At 41.7% G+C, this 18,068-nt stretch carries 11 protein-coding genes and 1 pseudogene; 11 read left to right on the plus strand and 1 reads right to left on the minus strand.

What is annotated here, in order from left to right; genetic code table 11:
* The first annotated feature begins 49 nt into the window (after nt 1-49).
* The 8 genes and pseudogenes from DXC10_RS04525 (at nt 50) to meaB (ending at nt 13,733) form a co-directional block, all read left to right on the plus strand.
* A complete protein-coding gene (locus DXC10_RS04525) occupies nt 50-1,033 on the plus strand; it encodes a lysylphosphatidylglycerol synthase transmembrane domain-containing protein (RefSeq protein WP_101544429.1) in 984 nt (327 codons plus the stop codon).
* A gap of 139 nt (nt 1,034-1,172) precedes the next feature.
* Nucleotides 1,173-2,630: an aminoacyl-histidine dipeptidase gene (locus tag DXC10_RS04530; RefSeq protein ID WP_101544432.1), complete on the plus strand. Its 1,458-nt coding sequence runs from the start codon at nt 1,173-1,175 to the stop codon at nt 2,628-2,630.
* Between the two features lie 249 nt (nt 2,631-2,879).
* The gene (locus DXC10_RS04535) at nt 2,880-3,233 is read left to right on the plus strand and encodes an NVEALA domain-containing protein (protein ID WP_101544435.1); all 354 of its coding nucleotides are present in this window, start codon (nt 2,880-2,882) and stop codon (nt 3,231-3,233) included.
* A 6-nt stretch (nt 3,234-3,239) separates the two neighbouring features.
* On the plus strand, nt 3,240-4,397 hold the full coding sequence (locus DXC10_RS04540; protein ID WP_117737410.1) for a 6-bladed beta-propeller: 1,158 nt from the start codon (nt 3,240-3,242) through the stop codon (nt 4,395-4,397).
* Nucleotides 4,391-4,627: pseudogene (locus tag DXC10_RS04545) on the plus strand (cytosol nonspecific dipeptidase); the annotation flags it as partial. The gene DXC10_RS04540 and the pseudogene DXC10_RS04545, both read left to right, overlap by 7 nt.
* 669 nt (nt 4,628-5,296) lie before the next feature.
* The gene (locus DXC10_RS16280; RefSeq protein ID WP_158557814.1) at nt 5,297-11,371 is read left to right on the plus strand and encodes an alpha-2-macroglobulin family protein; all 6,075 of its coding nucleotides are present in this window, start codon (nt 5,297-5,299) and stop codon (nt 11,369-11,371) included.
* A 67-nt stretch (nt 11,372-11,438) separates the two neighbouring features.
* On the plus strand, nt 11,439-12,506 hold the full coding sequence (locus tag DXC10_RS04560) for a DUF1573 domain-containing protein (protein WP_101544440.1): 1,068 nt from the start codon (nt 11,439-11,441) through the stop codon (nt 12,504-12,506).
* 132 nt (nt 12,507-12,638) lie between these two features.
* Nucleotides 12,639-13,733, plus strand: a complete 1,095-nt coding sequence (meaB, locus tag DXC10_RS04565) for a methylmalonyl Co-A mutase-associated GTPase MeaB (protein ID WP_101544443.1) — start codon at nt 12,639-12,641, stop codon at nt 13,731-13,733.
* On the opposite strand, the gene DXC10_RS04570 is transcribed toward meaB, so the two are convergent.
* Nucleotides 13,734-14,645, minus strand: a complete 912-nt coding sequence (locus DXC10_RS04570; RefSeq protein WP_101544445.1) for a DMT family transporter — start codon at nt 14,643-14,645, stop codon at nt 13,734-13,736.
* A 118-nt stretch (nt 14,646-14,763) separates the two neighbouring features.
* Here DXC10_RS04570 and DXC10_RS04575 point away from each other — a divergent pair, with 118 nt between their 5' ends.
* The 3 genes from DXC10_RS04575 to DXC10_RS04585 all read left to right on the plus strand — a co-directional run bounded on the left by DXC10_RS04575 (nt 14,764) and on the right by DXC10_RS04585 (nt 17,998).
* On the plus strand, nt 14,764-15,591 hold the full coding sequence (locus tag DXC10_RS04575; protein WP_101544447.1) for an AAA family ATPase: 828 nt from the start codon (nt 14,764-14,766) through the stop codon (nt 15,589-15,591).
* 4 nt (nt 15,592-15,595) lie between these two features.
* Nucleotides 15,596-16,603 carry a DUF4435 domain-containing protein gene (locus tag DXC10_RS04580; RefSeq protein ID WP_101544450.1) on the plus strand — a complete coding sequence of 336 codons (1,008 nt, stop codon included), beginning with the start codon at nt 15,596-15,598 and terminating at the stop codon, nt 16,601-16,603.
* Nucleotides 16,604-16,744: 141 nt separating this feature from the next.
* Nucleotides 16,745-17,998 carry a mechanosensitive ion channel family protein gene (locus DXC10_RS04585; protein WP_101544452.1) on the plus strand — a complete coding sequence of 418 codons (1,254 nt, stop codon included), beginning with the start codon at nt 16,745-16,747 and terminating at the stop codon, nt 17,996-17,998.
* Nucleotides 17,999-18,068 lie beyond the last annotated feature (70 nt).

Here is an 18,068-nt window from a genome sequence, read left to right on the forward strand (position 1 = left end):
TTTTCGATGAAGAATGAAGAATGAAGAATGAAGAATTTAGGAAAGTAGCATGAATAAACTGCTAAAAAAGACATTGAAAATCGTTTTACCCATTCTTTTGGGCGGTTTTATCCTTTACTGGATATATCGTGATTTCGACTTTGAGCATGCCAAAGAAGTACTTTTACATGGTACAAACTGGGGATGGATGTTGTTTTCATTGTTTTTTGGAGTGATGAGTCATGTTTTTCGCGGTTGGCGTTGGAAACAGACTTTGGAACCGTTGAATGCCTATCCTCAAACGAGCGATTGCGTAGATGCCATTTTCCTTTCCTATGCCACCAATCTGATATTGCCACGTGTAGGAGAAGTTTCTCGTTGTGGTGTACTTGCCAAGTATGATAATGTTTCTTTTGCCAAATCTTTGGGGACCGTAGTGACGGAGCGGTTGGTTGACACACTGTGTATTCTGTTGATAACAGGTGTCACTTTTCTGATACAGATGCCTGTGTTTTTTCGTTTTTTTGAGGAGACGGGAACCAAAATCCCTTCTCTGATGCACCTGGTTACTTCGCCCTGGTTTTATGTCGTTCTCTTTTCCATTATAGGTGTGTTGGTACTTCTTTATTTTCTCTTGCGTATGCTTTCTTTTTTTGAAAAAGTAAAAGGGGTGGTACTGAATGTGTGGGAAGGAGTAATGTCGCTTCGTAATGTAAAGAACATACCTCTTTTTCTTCTTTATACCTTATTAATATGGGGTTGTTATTTCTATCATTTCTATATCACTTTCTATTGCTTTGAATTCACGGCACACCTTAGTTTTTGGGCTGCTCTAGTAATGTTTGTAGGCGGAACGTTTGCGGTGATTGTTCCTACTCCCAATGGTGCTGGTCCTTGGCATTTTGCCGTCATCACCATGATGATGCTCTATGGTGTAGATGCTACGGATGCAGGAGTTTTTGCATTGATTGTACATGGTATTCAGACGTTATTGGTTATTATTCTTGGTATTTATGGTTGGATGCATCTCTCGTTGCTGAACCGTCCGAAATAAACTACTTTGGAATATTCTTGTTGATATCTCTATAGCTCTTTTATGACAATTGTCGGGTAAGGAGGGGTAAAAATGCAGCGTATAGTGCCGTGATTGGAAAAATAACTGTTATATTTGCGAAAACTAACTTTTTAGAATTATGAGTACAATCTTACAGTTAGCTCCACAGAATGTGTGGAAGCATTTTTATTCATTGACCCGCATTCCCCGTCCGTCAGGACACATGGAAAAGATAACCGAGTTTCTTGTTAATTTCGGTAAGAGGTTAGGCTTGGAATCTTTTGTCGATGAAGTCGGTAATGTCATTATTCGTAAGCCTGCCACTCCGGGTATGGAAAACCGCAAAGGCGTCATACTTCAGGCGCACATGGATATGGTGCCTCAAAAGAACAACGATACCGTCCACGATTTTACTAAAGACCCCATTGAAACCTACATTGACGGTGACTGGGTGAAAGCTAAAGGTACTACGTTAGGAGCTGATGATGGCTTGGGTGTAGCTGCTATTATGGCAGTGCTCGAAGCCGATGACTTGAAACATGGTCCGCTTGAAGCATTGATTACCAAAGACGAAGAAACTGGTATGTATGGTGCATTTGGTTTGAAACCGGGTACGTTGGGAGGAGAAATCTTGCTGAATCTTGACTCGGAAGATGAAGGCGAACTTTATATCGGTTGTGCCGGCGGAATTGATATCACTGCCACTATGGAATATAAGGAAGAGGTTCCTGCAGCCGATCTTGTAGCCCGGAAATTAACCCTGAAAGGCTTACGTGGTGGGCATTCTGGTCTAGAAATCAACCAAGGGCGTGGCAATGCCAATAAGTTGCTGGCACGTATTGTTCACGATTTGCTGATTGAATTTGACTGCCAGTTGTCAAGTTTCGAAGGTGGTAATATGCGTAATGCCATTCCTCGTGAGGCGCATGCCATATTAGTATTTAATCCTGAGGATATCGAAGGATTGGAAGACTACATCAAGGAATATGAAAGACAACTCAATGAAGAATATACTCCAATTGAAAGTGGTATTACGTTGACAATGGAAACGGTTAGCTTACCGCTTGCCGTTGTTCCCGAAGAAATTCAGGATAATCTGATTAATGCATTGATGGCTTGTCAGAATGGTGTGATGCGCATGATCCCTACTGTACCTGATACAGTAGAAACATCTTCCAACTTGGCCATTGTAATTATTGGTGATGGTAAGGCCGATGTTCGTATTCTAGCGCGTAGTTCTTGCGATACAATGAAAGACTTCCTGAGTGACAGCCTGACGGCTTGTTTCTCTATGGCAGGTATGAAGATTGAGTTGAGCGGTGCTTACTCCGGTTGGCAGCCTAATGTCGATTCTCCAATTCTTCACGCCATGAAGCTTTCCTACAAACAGCAATTTGGAGTAGAACCTGCAGTGAAAGTGATACATGCAGGTTTGGAATGTGGCATTATCGGTGCCAACTGTCCGGGACTTGATATGATCTCTTTTGGTCCTACCTTGCGTTCGCCCCATTCACCCGACGAACGTGCGTATATTCCGTCTGTACCGAAGTTTTATGATTTCCTGGTGGCAACATTGGAACAGACTCCTGAAAAGTAATATCATTATATAAGAATAAAGAATTGACACTATCTTAACAGGGCTTACTACATTTTTTGAGATTGTAGTAAGCTCTTTCTGTTTTTTCTACGCCAATATTATTTCTTTTGAAATATTCAGTAGATAATTGTATGAAAAAATATTAATGTAACCTTTGAAAATGTGTTGTGTTGATAAATAATAATACTGACTATTGTTTGTGATATTAAAGAGAATAAATTATTTTTATATAAAAATAATACTGAACATATGAAATCACTACATGGAAAATTTTTATGGATAACTATTATTGTTTTAATAGCAGGGTATGGGATTTATATATCTCATCAGAGTAATAAAATCCCCGGTTTAATAGAAGCTAATATTGAAGCTTTAGCAGATTATGAATTTGAAGAGTACGATTGTACTATTTATTTGGGATGTACCACAGGTGCTATGGAGCAATGTGGTAATTTATCGTTAGTTGGTAGTTTTGTTCATACATATGGATGTGACAATGGAAGAGGGACATCTTGCAGTCCACGACAAGAAGTAAATTATTATAATTGTGATAGAGAGTTGACTGGAACAGAAGTTTTTAATTCCATAGGTACTTGTTTTTAAAATATTATGAAATCTTATACATTCTTTCTATTAATATTACTTCTTTTGTGCTCGTGTGGTGCAAAAGAAGAATATTACATAGACAATAATACGTTAGATATAGACACTATCGTTTCAGAGGAAAAAACGTGGTTGTCAGCTATTTATAAGTCAGTCAAAGTTATTCCGTTAGATAATTCGGAAATAGTACTCTCTGATATAGTTAAAATGCAAGTATCCAATAACTTCATTTACGTACTGGATAAGACGCAACAGTTATATATGTTCAATAATGAGGGTCTTTTTTTGCGAAAAATAGGGAATAAAGGCGGAGGGCTTGGAGAATATACAGATATTTCAGATTTCACTATCGACTATGACCGAGGATATATATATGCATTAGAATTTCGAGCTCAAGCTATCTATACTTACAATCTTTTAACGGGAAATTTTATAGGATCTACCAGATTGAATAATGAAAATTATATAAGCCGCCATTTGCAATATAACAGTCAATGCTTATTTACAGATTTATATGCTAAAAAACAAGGAGGAAAAAAATACTTACTCAGAAAGATAGACTTGTCTGAGCAGTATAGGGAAGATTTCTTTTTAGATAGTGAAAAGTGGAATTTAGGATGGAATCAATTTAGTGGTACATCTCCTTTTTATCCGGCCGACCATAATGGATTTTATTTTATCCCTCTATTTTCTAATGTTATTTTTGAAGTAAAAAAGGATCAAATTTCTCCAGTTTTTTCCATTAAAAGCAAAAATTTGATTAATCGACAAACAATACAGCAGATTGAAAAGGCCGGATTTCAAGAACTTATTGCTGCTGATAAGATTTACAACATGAATTGTTGTATCATTCGTTCTAATTTATTTCACATACGCTACATGCAAGGTAACGTCATGTACACCTTACTTGCCAATCATAATCAAACAAACATTAGAAAAATCAATCTTTTATTGAATGACTTATTGTTCAATAAGGAGAATAATATTTTGTTACAACAACGTTGGGGAAGTTCAGATTTTAAAGGAGACTATTATTTTTTGAATTCGTATGAAATGCCAATACTAAAAGAATACTTTGAAGAAGGTTATCTTTCTCCGTCTTCCAAAGTACAATTGAACTTTTCGGAAGATATGAATCCTATATTATTATATTATTCTTATTAAGCATGAAGCTTTCCTACAAACAGCAATTTGGAGTAGAACCTGCAGTGAAAGTGATACATGCAGGTTTGGAATGTGGCATTATCGGTGCCAACTGTCCGGGACTTGATATGATCTCTTTTGGTCCTACCTTGCGTTCGCCCCATTCACCCGACGAACGTGCGTATATTCCGTCTGTACCGAAGTTTTATGATTTCCTGATGGCAACATTGGAACAGACTCCGAAAAAATAACCGGAAACGATACCTAATCAAATAGGAATATAGAAAAAGGAGTAAGATGTCTTAAGGTATCTTGCTCCTTTTTCTATTGTTGAAAAATTGATTTACATCAAGAAATATGTTGTATAACATGTTTTTCTGTTTGAAAGTGCTTGCCATTTTGAACAAAGACTTTAATTTTGTGTTGTAAAACATAGAAACAATAGGTAATAGGTTACATTTAAGAGTAACAAGATTGATTTTAGGAGGATAACAAAATGAAAAAAAAGATTGTAAATTCATTTAGACGCATTCTTGCCGAAGTAGGAAGGAATGAAATGTTGATGATGGGATACACCATCAATAAATGAGAAAAATTAGTTTTCAGGTATTAGTTTAATTTTTTGAGAGTATGAAAAAGAAAATTGTGAATTCATTTAAACACGTTCTCACCAGAATGGGAGAGAACTGGATTGAAGCTATGAAGTATTATAGCTATTCAAACTGAGTACACTAACTTAATAGAAGAGTGGGGGATACGTTCTTTGGAATTGTATCCCTCATTTTTTATATTTTTATTTAAAAGGTAGCACAATATAAGCAGTAATTTGTTATTTTTGTTATTTACCTTATAATGAATATCTTTAATGAAGATTGTCCACTGCTTTCAAGAATAAATAAAAACTTAACAATAGAATAACCATGAAGAGATTTCAAAAAAAATGTACCCTGTTTTTACTATTAATAGGTTTGGGGCTGTCAGCATTACATGCGCAGTCGTATGACAAGTTATGGAAACAAGTGGAACAGGCTCAAAAGAAGAGCCTGCCTCAGACCGTAATAAAATTGACGGGTGAAATCTATCAAAAGGCAGAAAAGGAGAAGAATGCTCCACAAATGCTGAAAGCTACTATTTACCGGGACACCTATCAGGAGAAACTGACTCCGGATAGCCTTTACGCCAATCTGAAAAATATGGAATTTTGGGCGCAATCGGAACAAAATCCGGTGAACAAAGCCATCTTGCATTCACTGTTGGCACGTGAGTATGCCGATTATATGCAAAGTAACCGTGCTGTCTTGATGAACCGTATTGCTTTGGATATAAACGAAATACCTGCGGATATCCGTGAGTGGACAATTACTCAATTTGTAGCCAAGATTGACGAGCACAATTGTGCATCCTTGCAGGATTCTATCAATTTACTCGACGTTTCTTCACGAAGTTATGTACCTTTTGTTACATTGGAAGACGGTAGCCGTTTCTACCAGCATGATATGTATCATCTATTGGCAAGACGTGCCATTATTACCTATCAGAAACTGGATGGTTTCAATGTGGATTCTCTGATGCAGATTCGTATCGGAGATACTTATCAAAATATGATAAATGCCTATCGGCATCGTGTCGATTCAGAAGATGCTGTATTACTCTGTTCCCTTGATTATTGGGATTGGAAGTTGACCAATGGCATTAATCAGCAACCTTATCCAACCTTTCGAATGAGTCAGAAAAAGGTTAGTCAAGAATATCTTGAGGCTTTGGATGGGTTGATAAGAGAATACGGTTCACGTGAGGTTTGTGCCGAAACTTATATCAATAAAGCCGTTTATTTGCGCAATCCGGGTGTGGAGCATATTGCCCAGGCACTGAAAGTCTGTGATGAAGGGTTGAAACGCTATCCTACCTATAAGCGTATCAATGAGTTGAAGAATATTCGCGAAGGATTGTTACAACCTCAACTTACTTTGACTACGGACGGGAGTGGTTATCCCGGTGATTCTGTAGACATGAGGTTGCAGTATCGCAATTTGACAGGATTTACTTTGAATATATACGCCACTACTTTGAGTGAAGTTCCCCAGATGGAACAGAGTATAAACAAGGATACTTATAAAAGATATACCCGGAAGCTTTCTTCCAGGCACTTTGATTTACGACCGTTACCGGGTAAGGATAAATTGCCTGAGGATATACCTTATCTCTCTTCAGATACAGTCTTCAAGTTTATGATACCTCAAGAAACAGGGGTTTATATACTTCAGGTAGTACCCGATGTTGCGACTACCCGGACAGAGGATAAGTTTCTGGTATCTACCCGCTTTAAAGTACTAACTTTGAATTTGGGCGATGGTCGTATGGAAATCACTGCACTGGATGCTCGTAACGGACAACCGATTGCAGATACAAAGGTGAGTTTTTATTCTACTTACAGTGAACGAAATCGTAAGCTGTTGGCAGAGGTGGTAACGGATGCCGGAGGTAAAGCTGTAGTACCTTGGCAACATGGTATCCGTAGTTATGTAGCACGTAAGGGGAAAGATACAGCGATGATGCCTCAGTCTGTCTATATGGGTTCTGGATACATTGGTGATAAGGATGCTGATTGGCAACAGGTTACCCTGTTGACTGACCGTTCGCTTTATCGTCCCGGGCAAATTGTATATGTGAAAGGTATAGCATATAAACAAAACAGTGATAGCGCCCACGTATTGGCAGGAGCCGACTATGAAATTGCTCTGTTGGATACCAACCACAAAGAACTTGCCACTAAGAAAGTACACACGAATGATTTCGGTTCATTTACAGCTGAGTTTGTACTCCCTTCTGCGTGCCTGAGCGGGATATTCACTGTACAGACTAAAGAACTGCGCTCCAATGTTTCTTTCAGAGTGGAAGAATATAAACGTCCTACATTCGAAATCACTTTCATTCCGGTTTCTGAGGCTTATCGTTTAGGTGAGAAAGTAATATTGAAGGGGAATGTCAAATCGTTTAATGGAGTGTCGGTACAGGATGTACCGTTGGTTTATACGGTAAAACGGCGTAATCCGCGACCTTTTTATTGGAATAATACGGATAAAGCATTATTGGCAGATACTCTAAAGTTGGATGCTAACGGTAATTTCTCCATTCCTTTGACTTTGAATGCTGAGGAGGCGGATGGAAATATCGACAGATACGGTCATGTCTATACTTATACTGTTGAAGCGGTTGTGACCGATGAGGCCGGTGAAACACAAACTGCCGATTATAATTTATTGGCAGGTCCCAAGGCTTACTCATTTGATGTCCGTTTGCCTCGGGCTATTTGTAAAGAAGATAACCTGTCATTCACCTTCGGCGTAACTAACATAATGAATATCCCTCAGAATATTAAAGGAATTTATCATTTATATTCTGTGGAGGATATAAATCGATTTATGAAAGAGCCGGTAGAAAATCGCCCTCTCCATGTGGTAGATGATGTAGTCGTTGGAGACATCAGTAAACTGAACCCTACGGATGTAGAATCTATAACGGTTTTAAAAGGCGATTCTGCGACTGTTGGTTATGGAAGCCGTGGTGTGAATGGTGTAGTGCTGATTAAAACCAAAAAGAATGTAAAGGCGGATAAGGATATAAAACAACCTGTACTTGAAGGTAAGTTCAATGCCAATGTGCAACAAGATTTTTCTGCTTGGAGTAAGTTGCCTTCGGGAAACTATCGTTTGGAACTTTCTGTCTGTGACAGTTTGGGACGTGAAGAAAATAATGGAGAGTATGGCAGTTCCGGCTTTTTGCTGTTCTCAAAGAACGATAAACGTCCGGCTGCATTTACCGAACTGTTCTATTTTAAAGAAAATGAAGAGTTTGATGCCCGGTATCCGGCATCTTTCCTTATTGGTACTTCTTATAAGGATGTATATATGTTGATGGATATCTTCTGTGAACAAAAACGTATTGAATCCCGTACCATGCAGTTGAGTGATACAATCTTCCGTATGGAAATTCCCTATCAGGAGAAATATGGTAAAGGGATAACCGTTCTTTTTAGTTTCGTGAAGGGTGGAGAAATGTATAGTGAACAAGTCTTTTTGAAAAAACGTCAGCCCAACCATACGCTCGACATGAAATGGGAAGTATTCCGTGACCGTTTGCGCCCCGGACAGAAAGAGGAATGGAGACTTGTTATAAAGACACCGCAAGGTACACCTGCTGCAGCAGAAATGTTGGCAACGATGTACGATGCCTCTTTGGATAAGATTTATAGTCAAAATCAATTTTTACGTGTTTATTATCCAGATAATCAGTATGGCGTCTATCGTAATGCCAGCAGGTATGATACGAATTATTTCTCATTCTATTTTCCTTTGAACGCTTGGAAAGTACCGGCTTGGCATTTCGACTATTTCATATTTCCCTTTAATGGAGTCGTTGAGTTGCTACAAATCGTCGATGACGAAGCTTTGCTTCAAGAGCCTCCAGTAATGGCTTATGGGGTCACTCGAAATAAGTCTATGACTGGTGCTCTCAGAGTACGTGGTATCAGTAATTCAATGGCTTCAGCCGAAGAAGTCGGACAAGCTGTTGAAGTGAAATATGTACCGGTTGAGTCTTCTGATACAGTAGAGGATGTCGTTTTTGAAGAGGAATTAATTCCTATAGGCGGTGAAACCTTGCAGCCTATGGCAGAACTTCGTACCAACTTTGCCGAGACTGCTTTCTTCTATCCGCAACTGCTCACCAACGAGCAGGGAGAGATAGCTTTCTCTTTCACCATGCCGCAAAGCCTGACTCGTTGGAACTTCCGTGGATATTCTCATACAAAGGATATGATGACGGGAATGCTTGATGGTACTGCCGTAACAGCCAAAGAATTTATGTTGATGCCCAATATGCCTCGCTTCGTCCGTGTAGGCGATAAGACACAGATTGCCGCAACTATCTCCAATATGGCAAATAAAGAAGTGAAGGGTACAGCTACACTTACATTTTTCAATCCGATAAATGAGAAGGTTATTTCTACTCAACGACAGAAGTTTGTCGTAGAAGCCGGAAAGACAACTTCCGTTGACTTCCGCTTCGACGTGACCGACCGTTATGATTTATTAGGTGTACGTATGGTTGCCGATGGAGGTACGTTCAGTGATGGTGAACAACACTTGTTGCCGGTATTGAGCAATAAGGAATTTATAACCGAAACTTTGGCAATGCCTGTTCGGGGCGAAGAAACCCGTACCTTCTCCCTTGACAGTTTGTTCAACGGTAATAACCGTACGGCTACCGACCGCCGTCTGACGGTGGAATTTACCGGAAATCCTGCTTGGTATGCCGTGCAAGCCCTTCCGGTATTGAGCCAGCCTACCACGGATAATGCTATTTCTTGGGCTACTGCTTTCTATGCCAACAGTCTGGCAGGTTTCATTGCCAATAGCCAGCCGCGCATTAAAGCCGTATTCGATAGTTGGAGACTGGCAGGTGGAACAAAGGAAACTTTCCTCAGCCAATTACAGAAAAACCAGAGTGTGAAAAATATTTTGCTTGATGAATCTCCTTGGTTGATGGAAGCTGCCACTGAAGCCGAACAGCAGGCACGCATAGCCACTTTGTTCGATGTGAACCAATTGAATAATCGCAATTTGGCTGCATTTACCAAATTGAAAGATTTGCAGGGAGAAGACGGTGCATGGAGCTGGTACAAGGGAATGCCAGGCAGTCGATACATTACTGCTTATGTTACCGAGTTGCTGGTACACCTTCCGTTACTGACGAAAGAAGCCCTTTCTGCCGATGCCGCCGGTTTATTGCAAAATGCTTTCGGTTATCTGCATCAGGAAGCTTTGGATGAATACCATACTATTCTTAAGGCTGAGAAAAACGGAGCCAAGATTACGACAATATCAGATGCCGCTATGCGTTATCTTTACTTGATCGCCATCAGTGGTGAAAAGGTACCAGCCCGTAATGAAGTGGCCTATCGATACTTCCTTTCCAAGATAGCCCGTAATCTTGAAAACGGAACAATGGCACGTAAGGCACAATCTGCCATCATTCTGCTCAAGACCGGTCGCAAGGCTGCTGCCAATGAATTTATCGCTTCTATCAAGGAACATCTGGTACAGACCGATGAAATGGGTGCGCACTTCGCTTTTTATGCGAATCCGTATGCTTGGGGGATGTTGCCGGTTTCTACTCATGTCGAAGTGATGGAAGCTTTGATGATGGTAGGTGGTAACGAAACTTTGGTAGAAGAAATGAAACTTTGGCTGCTGAAACAGAAGCAGGCTACAAGTTGGGACTCTCCGGTAGCCACTGCCGATGCCGTTTATGCGTTGCTTTGCCAAGGTAGTAACTTGCTCGATAATCAGGGGGATGTGCGTATCACTTTAGGTAATAAAGTACTGGAAACAGTATCACCAACTAAAACTACTGTTCACGGTTTGGGATATATCAAGGAAACCTTTACCCAAGAGAACCCGGTATTGAAAGCTAAGTCCATCACTGTAGAGAAACGTGATGCTGGTATTGCTTGGGGAGCCGTTTATGCGCAATATTTGTCACCTGTTTCCGACGTGAAACAACAAGGCGGAGAACTGAACGTAGAAAAGGCTTTGTTTGTAGAGCGTGTTGCTGCCGACGGACAGAAGTCGTTGCAACCCATTACAGAAAGTGCTCACTTATCCATTGGCGATAAAGTTGTCTCCCGTTTAACCATTCGTCTGGATCGTGCCATGGACTTCGTTCAGTTGAAAGATCAGCGGGGTGCTTGTTTCGAACCGATAGGCGCTCTTTCCGGTTATCGTTGGAACAGTGGCTTCAGTTATTATGTAGAGGTGGAAGATGCCGCGACGAATTTCTTCTTCGATCGGCTTGGCAAGGGTGTTCATGTACTGGAATATAGCTATCGTGTGGCTCGTGGAGGAACATACGAAACAGGACTTGCCACTATTCAGTGTGCGTACGCTCCGGAATATGCTTCGCACTCTACAGGAGGAACGGTAGTAATCAAGTAATCTTAAATTATTAGGTACTTTCATTTAAAACATCTATTTTTGTACATCTAATTTAGAAACAGAATAAATGAAACGTATCTTTACTACTCTATATACGTTGGCTGCTGTGGCTTTGACAGCCGCAGCACAGCCACGTTTTACCTCTAATACCGAAATGCATAATTTCGGCCAGATTGAATGGAAGCACCCGGTCTCGGTGCAATATACCATCACCAATACGGGTGATCAACCTTTGGTGCTCACGGAGGTAGAGCCGGATTGTGCTTGTTCCGTTGCCCAATGGACAAAAACGCCTATAGCGCCTGGAGAAAAAGGAATGGTCAATGTGACCTTTGATGCGGAAGCATTGGGACATTTTCATAAATCTGTGGCTATTTATAGCAATGCAGAACCTCATTTGGTTTATTTGAAGTTTTCCGGAGAAGTAGTGCAAGAAATTAAGGATTATACTAAGACTCATCCGTATCTCATCGGACAAATTCGTATTGACAAGAACAACCTTGATTTTCCGGATGTGCAGCCTGGTGACAAGCCGGTTATCCACATCGGGGTGGTGAACCTTTCAGATCGTCCTTACGAACCAGTGCTTATGCACTTGCCGCCTTACCTGCAAATGGAAGTAAAACCCAACGTTTTGCAAAAAGGTGAGAAAGGTGTTATTACCCTTACATTGGATTCTGAGAAACTTACTGACCTCGGTCTGACGCAAACTTCTGTCTATTTGGCGCGCTTTGCCGGAGATAAAGTAGGCGATGAAAATGAAATTCCTGTGTCTGCCATTCTCTTGCCTGACTTCTCTGGTATGACGGTTACGGAAAAAACGAATGCTCCTTCTATACAGTTGTCCACGAAAGATGTTGATATGAGTGCTGTTTTAGCGAAGAAATCGAAGGCCCGTCAGGATATTATTCTCACTAATACCGGTCGCTCTCCATTGCAAATCAGAAAATTGCAGGTGTTCCATCCTGCCGTGGGCGTCAGTTTGAAGAAGAGCCTGCTACAACCGGGTGAAAGTACTCGTCTTCGTGTGAATGTGGTGAAAAAGAATATTGGCAAAAAACGTCGTCATTTGCGCTTGTTGATGATAACGAACGATCCGATGCAACCGAAAGTCGAGATTAATATAAAGAGATAATGTGGTTAATGTGCTAATATGCTAATGTAGATAATCGGAATTATCAGAAAGGTCTGTTAGCGCATTAATCAATTAGTATATTGTCATATTAATCACATTAGCATATTAATCATATTAGCACATTAAAAAAACATGGAACATCCTGAAAATAACGAAGCATACAAAGGCTTGGTTGTCAATGCGGGCATTGAACAACCGTCATCGGTCAATCCTTATCTGAAGCGGAAGGCGCGGCGTCAGCTTTCCGTAGCAGAATACGTAGACGGTATTGTGAAAGGTGATGTAACCATATTGAGCCAGGCAGTGACGTTGGTGGAGAGTGTGAAACCGGAACATCAGGCGGTAGCGCAGGAGGTGATAGAAAAATGTCTGCCTTATTCGGGTAACTCTATCCGTGTGGGTATCAGTGGTGTACCGGGAGCGGGTAAAAGTACTTCTATCGATGTTTTTGGTCTGCATGTGTTGGAGAAATATAACGGTAAACTGGCGGTTCTTGCCATCGACCCCAGTAGCGAGCGCAGCAAAGGAAGTATCCTTGGCGATAAAACCCGTATGGAGAAACTCTCCGTACATCCCAAATCATTTATTCGTCCCAGCCCGTCGGCAGGTTCGTTGGGTGGTGTGGCTCGTAAGACGCGTGAAACGATTGTGCTTTGTGAAGCAGCCGGTTTTGATAAGATATTTGTAGAAACGGTTGGTGTGGGGCAGAGTGAAACTGCCGTACATTCAATGGTGGATTTTTTCCTGCTTATCCAGTTGGCAGGTACGGGTGACGAACTCCAAGGTATCAAGCGCGGTATTATGGAGATGGCAGATGGCATTGTTATCAATAAAGCCGATGGCGATAATTTGGAGCGTGCCAAGTTGGCGGCTACCCAGTTCCGCAATGCACTCCATCTCTTTCCGGCTCCCGAGAGTGGGTGGACTCCCCAAGTCTTGACCTATTCGGGTTTCTTCAATCTCGGAGTAAAAGAAGTTTGGGATATGGTATATCAGTATATTGATTTCGTGAAAGGCAATGGATATTTTGAGCATCGCCGGAATGAACAAAGCAAATACTGGATGTACGAGACTATCAACGAACAGCTTCGTGATAGTTTCTATCATAACCGGAAGATTGAGACGATGTTGAGTGATAAGGAAAAGCAGGTATTGCAGGGCAATCTAACCTCTTTTGTTGCCGCCAAGAACTTGCTGGATACGTATTTTGAGGAGTTGAGGGGATAGTCACACTTCTTTCCCCTCTTTTTCAAAGTCTTTTCGTGACTTACTCTGTGTTACAATATATACTCCAAGGAACACCAGTGCGATTGCTATTCCTTTTTCAAGATTGAACGTTCCCAGTCCTATCATAATTGCCACTGTTGAGGCTACGATCGGTTGCATATAGTTGTACATGCTTACCACTGTGGGGCGGAGCATCCTTTGCGCAGACATGATACAGATATAAGCCAGGAAACTGCCACCTACTACCACATAGCCCACTTGCAACAGTGCAGCTGTAGAGATACCACTCCATTGGATAGCTGTCATATCATGATAAGAAAAAGGAATATAGCACATGGAAGCGTAGACAAACATCCATTTATTCAGGGTGATAGGGGAATATTTCTGCGATAACCCTTTGAATACAGTCAGGTAAATGGAGAAACTGATTTGTGCTATCAGGCAGAGTAAGTCACCCAATATATTACCATCACTGCTATTGGCACCCTGACTGCTAATGATGAGTATTAATGCTCCCATAGCTCCCACAAAAATACCTGACACTTTTTTATTGGTAACAGGCTCTTTTAGATAAATAGCAGCTACTATCATAGTGACGATAGGTAGTGTGGTGGTCACGATAGAGGCATCGATAGGAGAAGTCATGGACAATCCGAAGATAAAAACGCCTTGATTGAAAACCAATGCGAACAGAGAAGCGAAGAATATCTTCAACATGTCCCGGTGATCTACCTGTTCTCGTTTGCAAAACAGCGAAAGTAGCCAGAAACAGGCGGCTGCACCTACCATACGGAAAGTGGTGACTGACAATGCGGAGAACTCTGTCAATGCCGATTTACCGATAGGTGACATCAACCCCCATAATATATTAGCCGTTAAGGCAAATAGGTGTCCTTGTATATTCTTGTTCATAATGCAATAATCTACTAATATGACGATGCGCTAATCGTGCCAATGCGAAAAACGTCGCAAAGTTAACTAATTTCTCAATTCCTTTCTTTATATTTGTCTTGATTTAAAGCAAGAAATCATGGAAGTACAAGCCAATTATATCAAACGTATCGAAATACACGGACTGTGGCATCGGTACAACATCGCCTGGGAGCTCCGCCCGGACGTCAACATACTCTCCGGTATCAACGGAGTGGGGAAAACCACTATCCTGAACAGTTCGGTCAACTATTTGGAACAGACTTCCGGTGAAATGAAGAATGATGAAAAAAACGGTGTTCGTGTTTTCTTCGATAATCCTGAAGCGACTTTTATACCTTACGACGTGATCCGTAGTTATGACCGTCCTCTCATCATGGGTGATTTTACCGCCCATATGGCGGATCCCAATGTGAAGTCGGAATTGGACTGGCAACTCTACCTGCTTCAGCGTCGTTATCTCGACTATCAGGTAAACATTGGCAACAAGATGATAGAACTTCTCAGCGGTGATGAAAAACAGCGTTCTCTGGCACCTTCATTGTCCGCCCCAAAACGGAAATTTCAGGACCTGATTGATGAACTGTTCAGCTATACTCGCAAGAAGATAGACCGGAAGAGCAACGATATCGTTTTTTATCAGGATGGAGAACGTCTTTTACCTTATAAGCTCTCTTCCGGTGAAAAGCAGATGTTGGTAATTCTGCTAACCGTGCTGGTACGTGACGGTGACCATTGTGTACTTTTCATGGACGAGCCTGAGGCATCCCTTCACATCGAGTGGCAACAGAAACTTATCGGCATGATACGCGAACTGAACCCCAATGTGCAACTTATCCTCACCACTCACTCACCTGCCGTCATCATGGAAGGTTGGCTGGATGCGGTGACGGAAGTTGAAGAAATTTCAACAGAGATAGAACGATAGAACGATGGCTACTTCTTTAAGACACAACCTTACTTCCACTTACCTCGATGCCGCCCGCAAACTTTCGCCCAAAAGAGCCCGCCGACGTATTGTTGCGTATGTGGAGAGTTATGACGACATTGCTTTCTGGCGTACCTTGCTATCCGAGTTCGAAAACGAAGAACGCTATTTTCAGGTAATGCTTCCTTCCGCCACCTCCCTTGCCAAAGGTAAGAAGATGGTACTGATGAATACCCTGAATACAGCCGAACTGGGACGTAGTTTGATCGCTTGTGTAGACAGTGACTATGATTTTCTGTTGCAAGGTGCCACTAACATGTCACGCAAGATAAACCGCAATCCTTATATCTTTCAGACTTACGGTTATGCTATTGAAAACTTTCACTGTTTTGCCGAAAGTTTGCGTGAGGTTTGTGTGCAGGCTACGCTGAACGATCGTTTTGTTTTGGACTTTCCCGCTTTCCTGAAACGCTATTCCCAAATAGCCTATCCGTTGTTCCTTTGGAATGTATGGTTCTATCGCCTGCACGATACCCACACGTTTCCCATGTACGACTTCAACAGCTATGTCCGTTTGCAAGAGATAAATATCCGGCATCCCTACAGTGCCTTGGACCGGATGCAGCGTACAGTATCGGCAAAATTATCCGAGATGCGTGCCCGTTTTCCGAGATATATCGATCCGATAAAGAAAATGGGGCAAGAACTGGAACGTCTTGGTCTGACTCCAGATACCACTTATCTCTATATGCAGGGGCATCACATCATGGACTGTGTAGTGCTGAAGATTTTAATTCCCGTCTGTACCGTACTGCGCCGTGAACGTGAACAGGAAATCAAGCGTCTGGCAGAACACAATGAGCAGTTCCGTAACGAGCTGACCGGTTATGAAAACAGCCAGGTCAATGTAGCCGTGATGCTGAAAAAAAACAGCGGCTATAAGAACCTTTACCTATATCAGTGGTTGAAAGAAGATATACGTGAGTTTTTAGAGTTGCCTCCTGTACCCTGAGTAGGAGAAGAGGATTACTCCATAAACGGATTGATAGTTGAGTGTGCAACTAAATAGATTTTCTATAAGTACATTAATGATGAATATCAACTTAATGAAATTATTTTTTCTTCCCCTTTAGGGAAGACGAAGGGTAAAATTATGGAAATATTGCAGAGCATTGATAATCTTTTGATATCTTGGGGAATATCTCCTTCCTTGGCTGATAGCCTCGACCAATTCATCGCATTTGCGCTGGTACTTGTCATTGCGTTTCTGGCAGATGCCGTATGCCGTCATATCTTATTGAAAATAGTGGCGCATCTGGTGCGGAAGACTAAAGCTACATGGGACGATATCGTATTCGACCATAAAGTGATGGTACACCTCAGCCGCATGGTAGCTCCCGTTATCATTTATATCTTTGTCCCCGTAGCATTTGCGGAGGCGGGTTCGGCTACTCTGGCTTTTATCCAGCGTATCTGTCTCATTTATATTATCATAACTTTCCTGAGTTTCATAAACTCTTTCCTGAAAGCCGTTTATACGGTATATAGTGCCAAGGAACAGCTTCGTGACCGCCCTTTGAAGGGAATGCTCCAAACTGTTCAGGTCATCCTATGGTTTGTAGGAGCTATCGTCATCGTGAGTATCCTCATCAATAAATCGCCTGTCTCACTGCTTGCCGGTTTGGGTGCGTCGGCAGCCATCCTGATGTTGGTATTTAAAGATAGCATCATGGGCTTTGTTTCCGGTGTACAGCTCTCCGCCAACGATATGCTGAAAGTAGGCGACTGGATTGCAATGCCCAAGTATGGTGCGGACGGTACGGTAATAGAAGTCACCCTGAACACTGTGAAAGTGCGTAATTGGGATAACACCATTGTTACTATTCCCCCTTATCTGCTTGTGAGCGACTCCTTCCAGAACTGGCGCGGTATGCGTGAGAGTGGAGGACGGCGTGTAAAGCGTTCCATCAACATCGATATGACGAGTGTCAAGTTCTGTACTCCGGAGATGTTGGCGAAGTATCGTAAAATCCGTCTTTTGAAAGATTACGTAGAACATACTGAGCAAGTTATTGCAGACTATAATGAAAAGAACCATATTGATAATTCTATCCTCGTCAACGGTCGCCGCCAAACCAACTTGGGTGTCTTCCGTGCCTATCTGACCGCTTATCTGAAAAGTCTCCCCGATGTCAATCAGGAGCTTACTTGCATGGTACGCCAACTACAACCCACCGACCACGGTATCCCTATGGAGCTTTACTTCTTCTGTTCTCTCAAAGATTGGGTGCCATACGAAGGTGTACAAGCCGATGTCTTCGACCATGTACTTGCCATCATTCCCGAATTTGATTTGCAGGTATTCCAATCACCGTCAGGAAGAGACTTTCAGAGGGCATTCTCTTGATGTGTTTAGTTGAAGGAACTGCTTATATATCTGTTGCTTTTCTCATCTATACTTAGTATCTTTAAGCCCT

This window comes from Bacteroides sp. OM08-11, assembly GCF_003438665.1.
Classification (GTDB): domain Bacteria; phylum Bacteroidota; class Bacteroidia; order Bacteroidales; family Bacteroidaceae; genus Bacteroides; species Bacteroides cutis.